Raw genomic sequence first — 18,705 nt, forward strand, 5'->3', positions numbered from 1 at the left:
GGCGACACCTGTATCTGTCGTTCGGCTCGCTCGGCCGAGAGCCACGCAGATCCCCATCTGCCGGGAGAAGTTATTGGTTGCGCGCGAGCGCGGACAACCCCTAACCAGGCAACCGACCAGCTAGGGGTGTCCGGTCCCGACCCGTCGCACTAGCGTCGCCTCGACCGGGTCCGCGCCGATCCGGTCGGCAACCGCAGCCGCCGGAAGGACCACCAGAGGATGACGACGCCAGATACCGACAACGGCTTGTGGGTGCGACGCTTCCACCCCGCTCCGGGCGGCGCGAGGCGGTTGGTGTGCCTGCCCCACGCCGGCGGGTCGGCAAGCTTCTACTTCCCGGTGTCCCGCGCTCTCTCCCCCGCCGTGGACGTGCTGTCGATCCAGTACCCGGGGCGGCAGGACCGGCGCCACGAGAAGTGCATCGGCGACATCCACGACCTCGCGCGCGAGGTGTTCACCGTGCTGCGGCCCTGGCGGGACGAGCCGCTGGCCATCTTCGGGCACAGCATGGGGGCCAGCCTCGGCTTCGAACTCGCCCGGCTCATCGAGCAGGACGGCGGCAGCGTCGCGCACCTGTTCGCCTCCGGGCGCCGGGCGCCGTCGAAGTCACGGCACGAGACGGTGCACCTGCTCGACGACGAAGGGCTGCTGGCCGACGTCCGGAAGCTGAGCGGCACCAACTCCGCCGTCCTCGGGGATCCGGAGATGCTGCGCGCCGCGTTGCCGGCGATCCGCAACGACTACCGGGCCGCCGAGCGGTACACCTACCGGCCGGGGCCGCCGCTGAGCTGCCCGATCACCGTCCTCACCGGTGACGACGACCCGAAGACGACTGTCGAGGAGGCCCGGGCGTGGTCGGACCACACCACCGCAGCGTTCGACCTGAAGGTCTACCCGGGCGGGCACTTCTTCCTCGCCGAGCACCAGCCGGCGATCCTGCGGGCCATCTCGACGGCACTGAGCGCGGCGCCGGCGGTCTGATCCCACCGGACGAGGGGCCCGTCCCCCGGTCGTCACGACCGGTCGGCGGGCCCCTCGTCCGTGCGCGGTGTCACCGCTTGTGGCCGACCGCGATCACGTAGTCGAGCTGCGCCAGCTCACGCTTCATGAGGTCCTGGTTCTTCCAGTGGGCCGCCATGCTCTTGCGGACGGCCGGCTTGACGACGGCCCGGAACGCGGGGTCGTTGGTCCGCTCGGCCATGTACGCCCGCCAGCCCTCCCAGGTCTGCTCCTTGATCGAGCGGACCTCCGGGTTGGCGAAGCCGGCCTCGACCAACTGCTGCCGGTACGTGTCCCGGTCGTGCCAGTTCTCCTTCGGGATGCTGAACTTGACGAAACTCAGCGGGCCGGACTGGATGGCGGCGCGGACGACGTCGCCGCTGACCGGGATGATGTCGGCCGTGGCGAGCACGCCGCCCGGGCGCAGCACCCGCAGCGCCTCGGCGAAGAACGCGCTGCGCGGGTAGAAGTGGAAGGCGGACTCCAGGGCGACGACCCGGTCGAAGGTGTTGTCTCCGAAGGGCAGTTCGGTGGCGCTGCCGAGCCGGAAGTCGGTCCGGTCGGCGAGCCCCTCCTCCTGCGCCCGGCGCTGCGCCGCCTCGACGTGGTGCGGGGTGATGTTCAGGCCGTACACCTTGGCGACCTGGCGCTCCCGCAGCCACTTGAAGTCCTGGTCCCCGTAGCCGAAGCCGACGTCGAGCACGGTGTCGTCCGGCTTGAGCCCGGCGGCGTCGGCCAGCTTGTCGGCCAGCGCGTCGGCGGCCGTGTCGATGTCGGTGACCCCGTCGGACCAGTAGCCCACGTTCATGTAGTGGGTACGGCGGGCCGCGAACTCCACGTCGGGTGACTGGATCTCGTAGAAGCGCCGGACCCGGGTGATGGGGTCGGCGGTGAAGACCGTGCGGATCGCCCGGCCGGCGATCTTCAGGTTCTCGAACATGTCGTTTCCTTCCGGTGGGTGGATGCCGATCAGCCGCGCCGGATCTGCCGGCGCAGATCCTCGACGAGCGCGGGCACAACGGCCGGGTCGGCGGCGGTGCCGAAGACGTAGAAGTCGGGCCGGACGAGCACCGCCACCGCGTCGTACCGCTTGAGGTGGGGCAGGTACACGTCGTCGAGGTCGAAGGCGGTCGGCGCGGCGCCGGATCCGGGTACGGGCGCGCCGGCGGGAACGATCCGGACGACCCGCGTGCCGAGCGCGTCCAGGAAGGCCCGGGCGTCGGCGTCGAGCAGGTCGTCGGGGTCCTCGGCGCAAAGCAGGACGAAGCCGGTGCCGACGACCTCGTCGAAGAGCCCGGCGCGGCCGTCGACCTCGACGCGGCCCTGCGGCATCGGGGCGCCGGCGGCCTCGCAGCCGCTGTGCAGGATCCCGCCGGACAGGGGCTCCAGCAGGGACCGGGTGCGCGGGCGGGCGGTACGCCGGCGCAGCTCGGCGAGCATCGCGGCGTCGCGGCCGGCCGCGGCGGCGCGGTCGGTCTCGCAGATCACCGTGCCCGAGTCCATGGACATCCGGATGGCGTGCTGCACGTGCGCGCAGCGCTCCTCCTGGTAGGTGTCCAGCAGGGCCTCGTCGGCGAGGCCGCGGTGCACCAGGTCGAGCTTCCAGGCGAGGTTGAGGGCGTCGCGGAAGCCCGAACTCATCCCCTGCCCCATGAACGGCGGCATCACGTGCGCCGCGTCGCCGGCGAGCAGGATCCGCCCGGAACGCCAGCGCCCGGCCGAGCATGCCTGGGTGGTGTAGACGCCGTACCGCTCCAGGGTGGCGTTGTCGGGGGTGATGTCGAAGAGGCCGAGCAGCCGCCACACGCTGGCGGCGCTCTCGAACTCCTCGCGGCTCTCCCCCGGCACCCGCATGAACTCCCACCGCCGGTGCCCCGGGCCGGCCGACACGGCCGTGCGGGGCCGCGCCGGGTCGCAGACCTGCAGGTTGTTCGGCTTGAACTCGCGGGCCTCGTGCGGGACCACGTCGCAGACCAGCCAGTCGTACGTGAAGCCGAGGTCGGTGACGCCGCTGCCCAGGTGCTCCCGCACGAAGCTGTTGGCCCCGTCGCAGCCGATGACCCAGCGGGCCGCGCGGACCTCCTCGCCGTCCGGGCCGGCGATGGTCACCTCGACCCGGTCGTCGTGCTCGACCAGGCCCGTCACCTGGTACGGGCGCAGCACCGTGACACCCGGCAGCTCCGCGCCCCGCTCGGCGAGCAGCGCCTCCAGTCCCGGCTGGTAGAACGAGACCGAGTCGGGCCAGCCCATCGGGCCGTCGCCGGTGACCTTGACGTGCAGCAGGGTCCGGCCGAAGCCGTTCTTGAAGGTGTACTCGCCGGACGACTCCACCACCGGCCCGAGGCGGTCGGCGACGCCGGCGGCGGCCAGGACACGGCTCGCCTCCCCGTCGTACGACACCGCGCGGGGGAAGTTGTACGGAGTGGCCCACCGCTCGACCGCCGTGACGGTGAGCCCTCGCTGCGCCAGCAGGATCGTGAGCATCTCACCGACGGGGCCGTAGCCCACGATCAGGACGTCGGTCGTCAGCATCGGTATCGGTTCCTCAGAGGTCGGTCGGACACAGGGTCGGCTTGCGGCGTGCGGGGCGGCCGGACGGCCATCAGATACCGAGTTCGGAGTCGATGAGGTCGAACAGGTCGTCGTCGCTGGCCAGTTCGAGATCGAGGTCGGGATCGCCGCCCGTGCCGGCGCGCATCGTCCGCCACTTGGCGATCAGCACCTCCAGGCGCGACCCGATCTGGTCGTGCAGCTCCGGTTCCACAGTGGCCTCGGTCAGCGAGCGCTCCAGGTTCTCCAGGTCCGCGAGGACCGACGGGGCCGCCGGTCCGGTGTCCGGCGCCAGCTCGGACACCAGGTACGTGGCCAGCTCGTTCGGATCCGGGTAGTCGAAGATCAGCGTGGCCGGCAGGCGCAGGCCGGTGGCCGTGGTCAGCCGGTTGCGCAGCTCGACGGCGGTCAGCGAGTCGAAGCCGATCTGGCTGAACGCCCGGCCCGGGGCCACCGCCACCCGGCTGCCGTGCCCGAGCACGCTCGCCGCCTGCTCGCGTACCAGGTCGACCACGAGGGTGTGGCGCTCGGGCCCGTCCAGCGCCGCCAGCTCGTCGGCGAGCGTGCGCCCGCCGCCGGCCGGGGTGGCCGCCCGCGCCGTCGGCCGCTCCCGGCGCAGCAGCCCGCGCAGCAGCGCCGGGGGCCGCTCGGCCCGCTCGCCGAGCGCGGCGACGTCGATCCTCGTCGGCACCAGCACCGGCTCGGCCAGCCGCAGGCCCGCGTCGAACAGGGCCATCCCCAGCTCGGACGGGATGGCGAGCTGCCCGTCACGGGCGGTGATCCGGGGATCGGTCCGGTCCAGCTTGGCGGTCATCTCGCTGGCCTGCTCCCACAGCCCCCAGGCGAACGACCGGCCCGGCAGCCCCTCCGCACGGCGGGCCAGGGCAAGCGCGTCGAGGAACGCGTTGGCCGCCGCGTAGTTGGCCTGACCGGGGACGCCGAAGACTCCGGCGCCGGAGGAGAAGAGCACGAACCCGGCGAGGTCGAGGTGGCGGGTGAGCTCGTGCAGGTGCCACGCGGCGTCGAGCTTCGGCGCGAAGACGGTGTCGACGCGCTGCGGGGTGAGGGCGGTGACCACCCCGTCGTCGAGCACCCCGGCGAGGTGCACGACGGCGGTCAACGGGTGCCGCTCCGGTACCGCCGCCAGCACCCCGGCGAGGTTGTCGCGGTCGGACACGTCGGCCGCCACCACCGTGGCCTCGGCCCCCAGGGCCCGCAGTTCGTCGAGCGCCTCGATCGCGCCGGGGGCCCGCTCGCCGCGGCGGCTGACCAGCAGCAGCCGCCGTACGCCGTGCGTCTCGACCAGCCGCCGGGCGACCAGCCGGCCCAGGGTCCCGGTGCCGCCGGTCAGCAGCACCGTGCCGTCGGGGTTCCACGCCCGGGGCATGGTGAGCACCACCTTGCCGACGTGCCGGGCCTGGCTGACGTGCCGGAACGCCTCCGGCGCCTGGCGGACGTCCCACACCTGGGTGGGCAGCGGGGTGAGCGTCCCCCGTTCGAAGAGCCCCAGCAGGACGACCAGCATGCGCTGCACCTCGTCGGGCTCCTGCAGGGTCAGGTCGAAGGCGGTGTAGGCCACCCCCGGATGGTCGACGGCGACGCGGGCGGCGTCGCGGATGTCGGTCTTGCCCATCTCGACGAACCGCCCGCCGCGCGGCAGCAGCCGCAGCGAGGCGTCGACGAACTCGCGGGCCAGCGAGTCCAGCACGACGTCCACGCCCCGGCCGCCGGTGGCGTCGGTGAAGCGGGTCTCGAAGTCGAGGGTCCGGGACGAGGCCAGGTGCTCCTCGTCGAGACCGAGCGCGCGCAGGGCGTCCCACTTGGCGTGGCTGGCGGTGGCGTACACCTCGGCCCCGAGGTGGCGGGCGAGCTGCACGGCGGCCATGCCGACGCCGCCGGCCGCCGCGTGCACCAGCACCGACTCGCCCCGGGTGAGCCCGGCCAGGTTGACCAGCCCGTGGTACGCGGTCAGGAAGACCACCGGCACGGACGCGGCCTCGACGTACGACCAGCCGGCCGGCATCGGGGCCAGCAGGCGGCGGTCGGTGACCGCGACGGGTCCGAAGCAGCCCACGAAGACCCCGAAGACGCGGTCGCCGGGGCGCAGGTCGGTCACCTCGGTGCCGACCTCGACGACCTCGCCGGCGCCCTCGCCGCCGAGCGGGCCCGCGTCGCCCGGGTAGAGGCCGAGCGCGTTGAGCACGTCGCGAAAGTTGAGGCCGGCGGCGCGGACGCGGACCCGGACCTCGCGGGGGCCGAGCGCGGCGTCGGCGGCGTCGGTGGCGACCAGGGTGAGGTTCTCCAGGCTGCCGCGCACCGGCGCGTCCAGCCGCCACGCGGCGGCGGGCGGTGCGGGCAGCTCGCCGGCCGACCCGGCCCGCGCCAGCCGCGGCACGTACGCCGCGCCGACCCGGATCGCGGCCTGCGGCTCGTCCGCCGCCAGGAGGGCGGCCACCTCGTCGGGGCCGATCCCGTCGTCGTCGACGTCGACGACGACGATCTGGCCCGGGTTCTCCGACTGGGCGGAGCGCACCAGGCCCCACGCCGCCGCGGCGGCCGGGTCGGTCACCTCGCCGGCGTGGTGCACGGCCACCGCGCCCCGGGTCACCAGCAGCAGCCGCGACGTCGCCCAGCGGGGCTCGGTGAGCCAGCGCCGGACCAGGTCGAGGGCCTGCACGGCGGCGTGGCGCGCCGCGCGGGGGGTGGGCTGCGCGGGGTGCGCGCCGAGCGGCACGAGCACCGCCCCGGGCAGGGCCAGTCCGGCGTCCACCGCGTCGGCGAGCCCGTCCAGCCCGTGGTGCAGCGGGAACCCGTCCAGGCCGGGGGCGACGGCCACGGCGTCGACCGGGGTGGCCGTCCCGACGGGCGGCAGCGGCGTCCAGTCGACGCGGAACAGGGCGTCGCGGGTGGCCCGGTCGTCGGTGACGGCCAGCTCGGTGGTGGAGATCGGGCGCATCGTCAGGGCGGCCACCTCGGCCACCGGGGCGCCGGTCGGATCGGCGACGGTCAGCGCGATGGCGTGCGGCCCGACCCGGGTCAGCCGTACCCGCAGGGCGGTGGCCCCGGTGGCGTGCAGGCTGACGCCGTTCCAGGCGAACGGCAGCAGGAGCTGGCCGGCCCCGGCCCCGGCGAGGCCGCCGAAGTGCGCGGCGTGCAGGGCGGCGTCGAACAGGGCGGGGTGCAGGCCGTACCGGTCGGCGTCGACCCGCTGGGCCGCCGGCAGCTCCACCTCGGCGTAGACCTCGTCGCCGCTGGTCCACACCGCGCGCAGGCCCTGGAACGCCGGCCCGTACGCGTACCCGTCGGCTTCCAGGCCGGCGTAGAAGCCGGTCAGGTCGACGGGCCGGGTGTCGGGCGGCGGCCAGGCGGTGAGCTGCGGCGACACCGCGGGCTGGTCGGCGCGGAGGGTGGCGCTGGCGTGCCGGGTCCACGGCTGTCCCGCCGGCGCGTCGGCGGGCCGGGAGTGCACGGTCACCGGGCGGCGTCCGTCGCCGGCGCCCGCGCCGACCGCCACCTGCACCTGCGTCGCGCCGTCGGCGGGCAGGGTCAGCGGGGCCTCGATGACCAACTCGTCGAGGAACGGGTGGCCGACCTCGTCGCCGGCGCGCAGGCAGAACTCCACCAGGCCGGTGCCGGGCACCAGGACGCTGCCGGTGACCCGGTGATCGGCCAGCCACGGCTGCGCGTCGGCCGACAGCCGCCCGGTGAACAGGTGGCCCGTCGTCTCGGCCAGCACGACCGACGCGCCGAGCAGGGGATGACCGGCGGCGTCCAGACCGGCGGCGGCGACGTCGCCGGGGCCGGAGACCGGCCGGGGCCAGTAGCGGCGGTGGGCGAACGCGTACGTGGGCAGGTCGACGCGCCGGCCGCCGGCCAGTGCGGGCCGCCAGTCCACCGCCACCCCGGACACGTGGAGCTGGGCCAGGGAGAGCAGGAACCGCTCCCGGCCGCCCTGGTCGCGTTGCACCGAGCCGACCACCACGGCATCGCCGTCGTGGTCGGCGAGGGTCTCCTCCACGCCGACGGTGAGCACCGGGTGGGGGCTGCACTCGACGTACGCGTCGTGGCCCTCGGCGGCCAGCGCGCGGATCGCCCGTTCCAGCTCGACGGGCCGGCGCAGGTTGCGGTACCAGTAGTCGGGCCCCATCTCCTCGCCGTCGAGCCAGCGCAGGTCGGTGGTGGAGAACAGCGGCACGGCGGCCGGGCCGGGGGCGATGCCGGCCAGCACCTCGGCCAGCTCGTCGCGGATGCGTTCCACCTGGGCGGAGTGGGAGGCGTAGTCGACGGCGATGCGCCGCACCCGGGCCTGCTCGCCGGCCAGCTCGGCGAGCAGCTCCTCGACCGCCTCCGGCTCGCCGGAGACCACGACAGCGGCCGGCCCGTTCACGGCGGCGACCGAGATCCGCTCACCGAAGCGGGCGATCCGGTCGCGGACCGTGTCGGCCGGCAGCGCGACGGAGGCCATCGCCCCGTGCCCGGCCAGAGCCCGTAGCGCGCGGCTGCGCAGCGCCACCACCCGGGCCGCGTCGGGCAGGGAGAGCACCCCGGCGACGCAGGCGGCGGCGATCTCGCCCTGGGAGTGGCCGACCACGGCGGCCGGCTGCACGCCGTACGAGCGCCACAGCTCGGCCAGCGACACCATCATCGCGAACAGGGCGGGCTGCACGACGTCGACCTCGTCGAGGCCGGGCGCGCCCGGCGCCTGGCGCAGCACGTCCAGCAGCGACCAGTCCAGGTACGGCCGCAGCGCCGCGTCGCAGGCCGCCATGCGTTCGGCGAACACGGGGGCCTGGTCGAGCAGGTCCAACCCCATGCCGAGCCACTGGGAGCCCTGCCCGGGGAAGACGAAGACGCACCGGCCGGTGGGCCGCGCCTCGCCGCGCGTGACCGCCGGGTCGGGCCGGCCCTCGACGAGCGCGTCGAGGGCGTCGGCGACCCGCTGCGCGGACGCGGCCACCAGCACCGCTCGGGAGTCGAAGGTGCCCCGGCTGGTGGCCAGCGACCACGCCACGTCGAGGGGCCGCTGGTCGGGCCGGGAGGCGAGGTGCTCCCGCAGCCGCCGCGCCTGGCCGGCGAGCGCCTGCGGGGTACGCGCCGACAGCAGCCACGGCAGCGCGCGCTCCTGCGGCGGCTCGGATTCGGCGGCCTCCGGCGGCGCTTCGGCGACCGACTCGACGATCACGTGGGCGTTGGTGCCGCTGATGCCGAACGACGAGACGCCGGCGCGCACCGGCCGGTCCGCCGCCGGCCACGGGCGGGCCTCGGTGAGCAGCTGCACCGCTCCCGAGTCCCAGTCGATCCGCGAGCTGCGGCGCTCGGCGTGCAGGGTGCGGGGCAGCCGCCCGTGCCGCATGGCGAGGACCATCTTGAGCACGCCGGCGACGCCGGCCGCGGCCTGGGTGTGCCCGAGGTTGGACTTGACCGAGCCGAGCAGCACCGGCGCGGCGCCGGCCGGGCGCTGCCCGTACGTGGCGAGGATCGCCTCCGCCTCGATGGGGTCGCCGAGCGACGTGCCGGTGCCGTGCGCCTCCACCACGTCCACGTCGGCGGCACTCAGCCCGGCGGCGCCCAGCGCGGCCTTGATGACCCGTTCCTGCGACGGCCCGTTCGGGGCGGTCAGCCCGTTCGACGCGCCGTCGGAGTTGACCGCCGAGCCGCGCACGACGGCCAGCACGGGGTGGCCCCGGCGGCGGGCCTCGGAGAGCCGCTCCACCACCAGCATCCCGACGCCCTCGGACATGCCGAAGCCGTCGGCGTCCTCGGCGAACGCCTTGCACCGCCCGTCGGCGGCGAGACCGCGCTGGCGGCTGAAGCCGGTCAGCCCGGCCGGGGTGGACATCACCGACACCCCACCGGCCAGCGCCAGGTCGCAGTCGCCCTGGCGCAGCGCCTGGACGGCCAGGTGCAGCGCCACCAGCGACGCCGAGCAGGCGGTGTCGACGGTGACAGCTGGTCCCTCCAGCCCGAACGCGTACGCGACCCGGCCGGAGAGGACGCTGCCGGCGGTGCCGGTCAGCAGGTGCCCCTCGTCGGCGGTGACCTCGCCGTCGTCGGAGACGACACCGGGGGCGACCCGGTCGGCGTAGTCCTGCCCGTGGGTGCCGGCGAAGACGCCGGTGCGGCTGCCCCGCAGGGTGGCCGGGTCGATGCCACCGCGTTCCAGCGCTTCCCAGGAGGTCTCCAGCAGCAGCCGGTGCTGCGGATCCATGGCGAGGGCCTCGCGGGGGCTGATGCCGAAGAACTCGGCGTCGAAGTCGGCGATGCCGGTGAGGAACCCGCCGGAGCGCACGTACGTCCGGCCGGGAGTGCCGGGCACCGGGTCGTGGAGGTCGGCCAGCGGCCAGCCCCGGTCGTCGGGCAGGTCGCCGATGACGTCGTCGCCCGCGTCGAGCAGCCGCCACAGCTCCTCCGGGGAGCCGATCCCGCCGGGGAAGCGGCAGGCCATCGCGACGATGGCGACCGGCTCGTCCAGGGCGACGGTGCTCGCGTCGGCGACCTCGGTGGCGGCGGTGCCGAGCAGCCGGGCGTGCAGGTGCGCGGCGAGCAACTCGGGGGTGGGGTGGTTGAACACGGCGTGCGGGGCGAGCCGGACCCCGGTGACGGCGGTGAGCCGGTTGCTCAGTTCGACGGCCATCAGCGAGTCGAAGCCGAGGTCCTTGAACGGGCGGCGCGGCTCGACCTGCTCGGGGCCGGTGTGCCCGACCACTGTGGCGCACCGGGCGCGTACGAGGTCCAGCAGCAGTTCGGCGCGCTCGGGCTCGGCGAGTTCGGCCAGCCGGTCGGCGAAGCCCTTCGCGGCGGCGGGCGCGGAGGCGGCGTTGACCGCCCGGCGGGGCGGCGGGGGCAGCAGCGCCCGCAGCAGGGCGGGCACCTCGCCGGAGGTCCGTACGGCGGCCAGGTCGAGCCCGATCGGCACGAGCGCCGGCCGGTCCACGTGCAGGGCGGCGTCGAACAGCGCCAGCCCGGCGGCCGTGTCGAGGGGGCGGGTGCCGCCGCGGGCGAGCCGGGCCAGGTCGGCGGGGCTGAGCCGGCCGGCCATCCCGTCCTCGGCGGCCCACAGCCCCCAGGCCAGGGCGCTCGCCGGCCGGCCCTGGGCGCGGCGGTGCGCGGCGAGCGTGTCGAGGAACGCGTTGCCGGCCGCGTAGTTGCCCTGGCCGGGGCTGCCGAAGGTGGCGGCGGCCGAGGAGAAGAGCACGAACGCGGCCAGGTCGAGGCCGGCGGTGAGCTCGTGCAGGTGCCAGGCGCCGTGCACCTTGGCGCGCAGGGTCCGGGCCCAGCGGGTCGGGTCGAGGTCGGTGAGCAGGGCGTCGTCGGTGGCCCCGGCGGCGTGCACGACCGCGACGAGCCGGTCGGCCAGCGGGGCGATGACCTCGGCGAGCGCCGCCCGGTCGGCGACGTCGGCCGCGACCACCCGCACTGTGACGCCGGCGTCGGTCAGCGCGGTCGTCCAGTCGCCGGCCCGGCCGCTGCGGCTGACCAGCACCAGTTCGGTGACGCCGTGCGCGGTGGCGAGGTGGGTGGCGACGTGCCGGCCGATCCCGCCGGTGCCGCCGGTGAGGAGCACGGTGCCGCCGGCCAGGGCCGCGAGCGGCGCGCCGGCCGGGGGCCGCTCGACGGGGCGGAGGCGGGGCAGCAGTGCGCGGCCGTCGCGGACGGCCACCTCGGGTTCGTCGTCGGCGGCGGCCAGCGCCGAACGGATGGCGGCGTCGTCGGTGGTGTCGAGGCTGAGCAGGAGGAAACGGTCGGGCTGCTCGGCCTGGGCGACGCGGAGCAGCCCGGCCACGGGGGCGTGCACCGGGTCGCCGTCGCGCACGGCGAGGGCCAGGCGGGTGGTCTCCGCGCGGGGGTCGGCCAGCCAGGTCTGGAGCACGTCGAGCACGGCGAGGCCGACGGCGTGCGCCCGGTCGGGCACCGGCCGGCCCGGCTCGCCGTCGCCGACCCGCAGCACCAGCAGCGGCGGGAGCGGCCCGTCCGGCGGCGTGCCGTCGGCGAGCGTCCAGGAGGGCGCCGGGGTCGCCGGGAACGCGGCGGGCAGCCAGTCGACGGCGTACAGCCCGGCGGGGGTGGCCGCCGGCGCCGGCGGGTCGGCGGACGGCAGGTCCACCGGCCGCAGCACCACCCGGTCGGCGTCGAGCACGGGCCCGCCCGCGTCGTCGACGGCGCTCAGCGTCACCGCGTCCGCCCCGGCGGGGGCCAGGCAGACGCGCAGCGCGTGCGCCCCGACGGCGTGGCGGCGCACGCCCGCCCACTCGGTGGGCAGCAGCCGGGCGGTGGGCCCGGCGTCGGCGACCGACGCGAAGCCGGCGAGCGGGAGCAGGCGCAGGGCCGCGTCCAGCACCAGCGGGTGCACGCCGTACCGCTCGGCGTCCGGGTCGCGGGCGTCGTCGGGCAGGCGTACGTCGACGTAGAGCCGGTCGGCGGCGACCCACGCGGCACGGGCCAGCTCCCCGGCCAGCGCCCGGTGCGGCGGGGCGCTCAGGTCCACCGGCCGGGCCCCGGCAGGTGGCCAGGCGGGGGCGAGGGCGCCCCGGCCGCTCTCCGGGTCGACGGGTGCGAGCACGGCCTCGGCGACCTCCCGCCAGGGCAGCCCCTCGCCGGCCCGGACGTGACAGTGCGCCACCCGGCGTCCGTGCTCGTCCGGCGCGCCCACGTCGATCTGCACCTCGAGGGTTGCCTCGGCGGGCAGCGGAACCGGCTCGGGCACGCGCAGCCGCCGCACGCTCGGGGCGCCGAGCTGGTCGCCGAGGTGGGTGAGCATGTCCAGCAGGGCGGTGGCGGGCAGCAGCGGCGCCGTGCCGTCGCCGGGCGCGGCCAGCCACGGCGAGGTGGCCGTGGCGATCTGCCCGGTGCAGACCACCTGCCCGGTGCCGGCGACCGCCAGCAGGCCGCCGAGCAGCGGATGCCCTGCGTCGGCCAGTCCGGCGCCGACGGGACCGCCGGCGCCGGTGGGAGCGGGCAGCCAGTAGTGCCGGCGCTGGAAGGCGTACGTGGGCAGGTCGACGCGGCGGTGCGGGCCGGGGCCGGCGAGGGCGGCACGGTCCACCGCGACGCCCCGCACGTGCAGCCGCGCCACGGCGGCGAGCAGCGCCTCGGCCTCGCCCGCGGTGCCCCGTACGGCGGGGACGAAGGCCAGCTCGTCGGCCTCGGCGACGAGGCAGTCCCGGGCCATCGCGGTGAGCACACCGGCCGGGCCGATCTCCAGGAAGGTGGTGACGCCCTGCCCGTGCAGGGCCCGTACGCCGTCGTGGAAGCGGACGGTGCCCCGCACGTGCGCCACCCAGTGCTCGGGCGAGCAGAGCCGGGCCGGGTCGACGGGGTGGCCGGTCAGGTTGGACACCACCGGCAGGTGCGGGGTGCGGTACGTGAGGCCGGCCGCGACCGCGCGGAACTCGTCGAGCATCGGGTCCATGCGCGGCGAGTGGAACGCGTGCGACACCCGCAGCCGGCTGGTGCGGCGCCCGGCCGCGCGCAGGGTGTCCGCGACGGCCAGCACCGCGTCGGTGTCGCCGGACAGGACGACGCTGGTGGGGCCGTTGACGGCGGCGAGGCCCACCCGGTCGGTCAGGTGCGCGGCGACCTCGGCCTCGTCGGCCTCGACGGCGACCATCGCGCCCCCGGCGGGCAGCTGCTGCATCAGCCGGGCTCGGGCGGCGACCAGCGCCGCCGCGTCGGCGAGGGAGAACACCCCGGCCACGTGCGCGGCGGCAAGCTCGCCGACGGAGTGGCCGAGCACCGCGTCGGGGCGGACCCCCCAGTGCTCCAGGAGGCGGTAGAGCGCCACCTCGAAGGCGAACAGGCCCGGCTGGGTGTACAGGGTCTCGTCGAGCAGTTCGGCCGCTGCGGTGCCCTCGGCCGCGAGGACGACGTCCGCGACGGGGAGCGGGGCGTGGCCGGCGAGGCAGCGGTCGAGTTCGGCGCAGGCCGCGTCGAAGGCGGCCGCGAAGACGGGGTACGCCGCGTGCAGCTCGTGGCCCATGCCGGCGCGCTGGCCGCCCTGCCCACCGAAGAGCAGGCCGAGTCGGCCGTCGACGACCCGGCCGGTCAGCACGCCCGGCAGGTCCGGGTCCGGTCCGCCGCGGGCCAGCGCGCCGAGCCCCGTCCGGGCGGACTCCGCGTCGCCCACCAGCACCACGGCCCGGTGTTCGAGAGCGGCGCGGGTGGTGGCGAGGGCGTGCCCGGTGTCGGCCGGGTCGGCGTGCGCCCCCGGCCCGTCGAGCCAGGCCAGCAGGCGGGCCGCCTGGTCACGCAGCGCCTCGCCGGAGGCAGCCGCGAGCAGCCACGGTACGGGCGGCCGAGCGGTGCCGGTCGACGGCCGCGCTGCCGCGGTGGCGGGCGGCGACTGCCGGGCGGCGTCCCCGGCGGCGGTCGGCGGATCGGCGAGGGCCTCGACGATGACGTGGGCGTTGGTGCCGCTGATGCCGAACGACGAGACGCCGGCCCGGCGGGGCCGGCGTACGTCGGGCCACGGGCGGGCCTCGGTGAGCACCTCGACCGCGCCGGCGGACCAGTCCACCTCGGACGTCGGGGCGTCCACGTGCAGGGTGCGCGGCAGTGTCCCGTGCCGCATCGCGAGCACCATCTTGATCACCCCGGCGGCCCCGGCGGCGGCCTGGGTGTGGCCGAGGTTGGACTTCAGCGAGCCCAGCCGCAGTGGTTCGGCGTCACCGCGGCCCACCCCGTACGTGGCGAGCAGCGCCTGCGCCTCGATCGGGTCGCCGAGGGACGTGCCGGTGCCGTGCGCCTCGACGGCGTCCACGTCGGCGGTGGAGAGCCCGGCCGCGTCCAGCGCCCGGCGGATGACCCGCTCCTGGGCGGGCCCGTTGGGGGCGGTCAGCCCGTTGGACGCGCCGTCGGAGTTGACGGCGGAGCCGCGCAGCACGGCGAGGACGGGGTGCCCGTGCCGGCGGGCGTCGGAGAGCCGTTCCAGCAGCAGCACGGCGACGCCCTCGGACCAGCCGGTTCCGTCGGCGCCGTCGGCGAACGCCTTGCACCGGCCGTCCGGGGCGAGCCCGCGCTGCCGGCTGAACTCCACGAACGCCTGCGGGGTGCCCATCACCGCCACGCCGCCGGCCACGGCGAGCGAGCAGTCCCCGGCGCGCAGCCCCTGGGCGGCCAGGTGCAGCGCCACCAGCGACGACGAGCACGCCGTGTCGACGGTGACAGCCGGCCCCTCCAGCCCCAGCGCGTACGCGACCCGGCCGGAGACGACGCTGCCGGCGGTGCCGACGCCGAGGTAGCCCTCGGTGCCGGGCGGCGCCTGGCGCAGGTTCGCGGCGTAGTCGTGGTGCATGACGCCGGTGAAGACGCCCGTGGCGCTGCCGCGCAGCGAGGTGGGGTCGATGCCGGCCCGCTCGAACAGTTCCCAGGACGTCTCCAGCAGCAGCCGCTGCTGCGGGTCCATGGCGAGCGCCTCGCGCGGGCTGATCGCGAACAGGGTGGCGTCGAAGTCCGCGGCGCCGGTGAGGAAGCCGCCCACCCGGGCGTACGAGGTGCCGGGGCGGTCGGGGTCGTCGGAGAACAGGTTCGCCAGGTCCCAGCCCCGGTCCGTGGGGAACTCCGTGAGCCCTTCCCGGCCCTGGTCGACCAGCTCCCACAGCTCCTCGGGGGAGGCGACGCCGCCGGGGAGCCGGCAGGCCATGGCGACGACGGCCACCGGATCGTCCCCGGTGGACGGCACCACCGCCGGGTCCGTCGTGGGAGCGGCCTGCGCGGCGGCACCGCGCAGCCGGGCGGCGAGGTGCCGGGCGAGGGCCTGCGGGCTGGGCCGGTCGAACGCGGCCGTGGCGGAGAGCCGTACCCCGGTGGCCCGGGCCAGCCGGTCGCGCAACGCAACCGCCGCGACCGAGGTGAAGCCGAGTTCCTTGAAGGCGCGGCCGGGGCGGACCGCGGCCGGGCCGGGCAGCCCGGCCACCTGCGCGGTGGCGGCGCGGACCAGGTCGAGCAGGAGCCCGTCCCCCTCGGCGGTGGTGAGCCCGGCCAGCCGGCGGCGCAGCTCGGCGGCGTCCCGGTCGTCCGTGGCGTCGCCGGGCTCGGCCACGGGCCCGCGCCAGGCGGGGTACGCGGCGTCGGCGTGGCCCGCCGGGCGGGCGAGCACGACCAGGTCGGCGCCGTCGTGGGCCACGTCGAACGCGGCGAGGTCGGCCCGGACGGCCGCCGACGCGGTGCCCGCTGCGGGTCCGGTCGCCGCCGGCCCGCGCTCGGCGGGCGCGGTCGTGCCGACGAGCCGGGCCGGGTGACCGGCGGCCCGGCGGCGGGCGGCCAGGGCGTGCAGGGCGCCGACGGCCGAGGCGGCCCGTTCCCGGCCCGCGGCGCCCAGCAGGAGGGCGGACGGCGCGAGGACGGTGAACGCGGCCCCCGGGTGCCGGCTCGCGGCGTCCAGCGTCGCGGCGAGGCCGAGCAGCCGGGCTGCGGCCTCGGCGTCGGCCAGGTCGTCGTCGCACGGGCAGAGGAAGACGGCGCCGAACGCCTCGTCGCCCGCCCGCTCGGCGGGCAGTGGAACGGCTTCCGCACCGGCGGCGGTGAGTTCGGCGGCCAGGTCCGCCAGGGCCGGGGCGGGCGTCGCGCCAGCGTGCAGCAGCCGCAGCCGGCGGGCGCGGTGCGCGGCGACGAGGTGCCGGGCCAGCGCGGCGCCGGTCGGTCCGTCGGCGCCGGTGACCAGGACGGGACGCTCCGGGTCGGCCACGGTCGCCGGCCGTCCCGGCACGGTCGCCGGGGCGGGCACGAGGGCCGCGTGCCGGGCCGCCCCGACCCGCAGGGCGACCTGCGCGGCGCCGGCGTCCACGACGGCGGGCAGCAGGGCGAGCGAGCGGTCCGCGGCGTCGTGGTCGACCAGCACGATCCGGTCCGGGTACGCGGCCTGCAGGCTGCGCCCGACCGCCCAGACGGCGCCGGCCGCCGGATCGGGCCCGGCCCACCCGGCGGCGTCGCCCCCGGTGGCGGCTCCCCCGGCGACGTCTCCCGCAGTGGCCTCGCCTGCGGCGGCGTCTTGCGCGGGGGCGTCGCCCGCGCTGCCGGCACCGCTCGTGCCGGGGCCGTTGGCCGCGTCGCCGGCCGGGCCGGTCAGCAGCATCAGCCGGGTGCCGGCGAAGCGGTCGTCGTCGAGCCAGCCACGCAACCGGTCGGCGAGGTCCGCCGCGTCGGCGTCGGCCGGCCCGGCCAGCAGCACCGTCACGTCGGGCGCGTCGGGAGTCTCGCGCAGGGTGGCCAGATCCCGGTGGGCCCGGAACCGCTCCCCCGGCGACGCCGCGCGCAGCGGCTCCACCAGCGGCTCGCTCCCGGCGCCGACGAGCGCCCAGCGGCGGGCCGGGGCGGCGGCGTCCTGCGCGGCCGCCGGGACGGGCGTCGCCACCGGCGGTACGGCGGCCAGGTCCAGCGGTCGCCAGGCGAGCAGGCTGAGCGCCTCGTGGTGGCTGCCGTTGACCGCCCGCAGCCGGGCCGGCCCGTCGAGCAGGAGCCGGCGGGTGACCTTGCCGGACGCGGTGCGGGGCACCTGCCCGATCTCGTACAGCGCCTCGGGGACCTTGTGGTAGCTGAGCCTCTCCCGGCAGGCCGCGTACCCGGCACGGGGGTCGAAGCCCTCCGGCCCCGGCACCACGAACGCCACCGGCACCTCGCCGAGCACCTCGTGCGGCCGGCCGGTCACCGCCACGTCGGCGACGCCGGGCACCGCGCGCAGCGCCTCCTCCACCTCGCCCGGGTGGATCTTCTCCCCGCCCCGGATGATCAGCTCCTGGTGGCGGCCGGTGACGAAGATGTTGCCGTCGGTGTCGCGGCGGGCCAGGTCACCGGTGCGGTACCAGCTGTCGCGCAGGGCGGCGGCGGTGACCTCCGGCAGGCCGTGGTAGCCGAGCATGACGCTCGGACCGCTGACCCAGACCTCCCCCTCGGCGCCGGTCGGCACGTCCAGACCCGTCTGCGGGCTGACCAGGCGCACCTCGACGCCGGGCACCGCGCGCCCGCAGGAGCCCTCGACCCGGGGCTGCTCCGGCCGGGTGACGGCGATCGAGCCGCAGGTCTCCGTGCTGCCGTACGCGTCGAGCAGCGGAGCGTCGAAGACCTCGTCGAACGCCCGCCGCAGCGCGCCGGTGGTGATCGCCCCGCCGACCAGGCAGACCCGCAGGGCCGGGGCGCGGAAGCCGGTCTCCCGGGCGGCGGTGACCAGGTGGTGGTACATGGCCGGCACACCGGCGAGCACGGTGGCCTCGTCCTCGTCGACCGCGCGCAGCACGTCGTCGGCGGAGAAGCCGTCGATGAGCCGGGCCGTGGCCCCGACCGCCGTCACGCTGAGCACGCACCCGATGTGGGAGAGGCTGTGGAACAGCGGCAGTGGCCAGACCACCCGGTCGGCGGCGGTGAGCCCGGGGATCGGCACGTAACAGGCGGCGACCGACCAGAGGCAGGTGCGCTGGGTGGAAAGGACACCCTTGGGCCGGCCGGTGGTGCCGGAGGTGTAGAGCATCCAGGCCACCTCGTCGAGGCCCAGGTCGTCGCGGGCCCCCACGGACGGCTCGGTGTCGACCAGGTCGCGCCAGGCGACGACCCCGTCCGGAACCGGGTTGTCCCCGGTGACCACGATCCGCAGGGCCGGCCGGCCGGTACGCAGCCGCAGCATCTGGTCGAGGTGACGCGGGTCGGTGACCACCAGCACCGCGCCGGAGTCGTCCAGCAGATGGGCCAGTTCCGCGTCGGTGCTGTGCGGATTCACCGGCACGCCGACCGCGGCGGCCCGCGTGACGGCCAGCCAGGTCTCCACCGTCTCCACGCGGTTGCCGAGGCAGAAGGCCACCCGGTCGCCCCGGGCGACCCCGGCTGCCGCCAGGTGACCGGCCAGCCGACGGGTCCGCGCCGCCAGATCGGCGTATCCGACCGCCCGGCGGTCGTCGCGGAATGCGACCTTGTTCCCCGACCTGGCGGCGTGCGCCTCGATCAGATCGGACAACGGCTGGATCAGGTCGCTCCGAAGCATGTCACCACATCCATCCGTCGGCGAGACTCCTCATCCGCGGCGTAGACCTCGCTCGCCGTAGCGGCCCAAGTCTTCCGAGCACCCTGCCGGTGTCCTACCCCTGCCACCCCCTAAGTCGTCCCCAGTTCGGAGCGCCGATCGGGTGGTGGAACGGGCCCGCGGGCCGATGATGGGGCGACCCCCGCGGACCG

At 76.6% G+C, this 18,705-nt stretch carries 4 protein-coding genes; 1 reads left to right on the forward strand and 3 read right to left on the reverse strand.

The window, feature by feature from the left end; translation table 11 throughout:
• Window positions 1–219 precede the first annotated feature (219 nt).
• Window positions 220–981 (forward strand): thioesterase II family protein, encoded by a 762-nt coding sequence (locus FHU28_RS23710; protein WP_311773642.1) that lies wholly within the window; start codon window positions 220–222, stop codon window positions 979–981.
• Window positions 982–1,051: 70 nt separating this feature from the next.
• Here FHU28_RS23710 and FHU28_RS23715 read toward each other — a convergent pair whose 3' ends face one another.
• The 3 genes from FHU28_RS23715 to FHU28_RS23725 form a co-directional block, all read right to left on the reverse strand.
• Window positions 1,052–1,939, reverse strand: coding sequence for a class I SAM-dependent methyltransferase (locus FHU28_RS23715; RefSeq protein WP_116506946.1), 888 nt, complete (start codon window positions 1,937–1,939; stop codon window positions 1,052–1,054).
• A 29-nt stretch (window positions 1,940–1,968) separates the two neighbouring features.
• Window positions 1,969–3,531 carry a bifunctional 3-(3-hydroxy-phenyl)propionate/3-hydroxycinnamic acid hydroxylase MhpA gene (gene mhpA, locus FHU28_RS23720; protein WP_073831663.1) on the reverse strand — a complete coding sequence of 521 codons (1,563 nt, stop codon included), beginning with the start codon at window positions 3,529–3,531 and terminating at the stop codon, window positions 1,969–1,971.
• Between the two features lie 70 nt (window positions 3,532–3,601).
• Window positions 3,602–18,514, reverse strand: coding sequence for a type I polyketide synthase (locus tag FHU28_RS23725; RefSeq protein ID WP_184686661.1), 14,913 nt, complete (start codon window positions 18,512–18,514; stop codon window positions 3,602–3,604).
• Window positions 18,515–18,705 lie beyond the last annotated feature (191 nt).

The organism is Micromonospora echinospora (genome assembly GCF_014203425.1).
Classification (GTDB): Bacteria; Actinomycetota; Actinomycetes; order Mycobacteriales; family Micromonosporaceae; genus Micromonospora; species Micromonospora echinospora_A.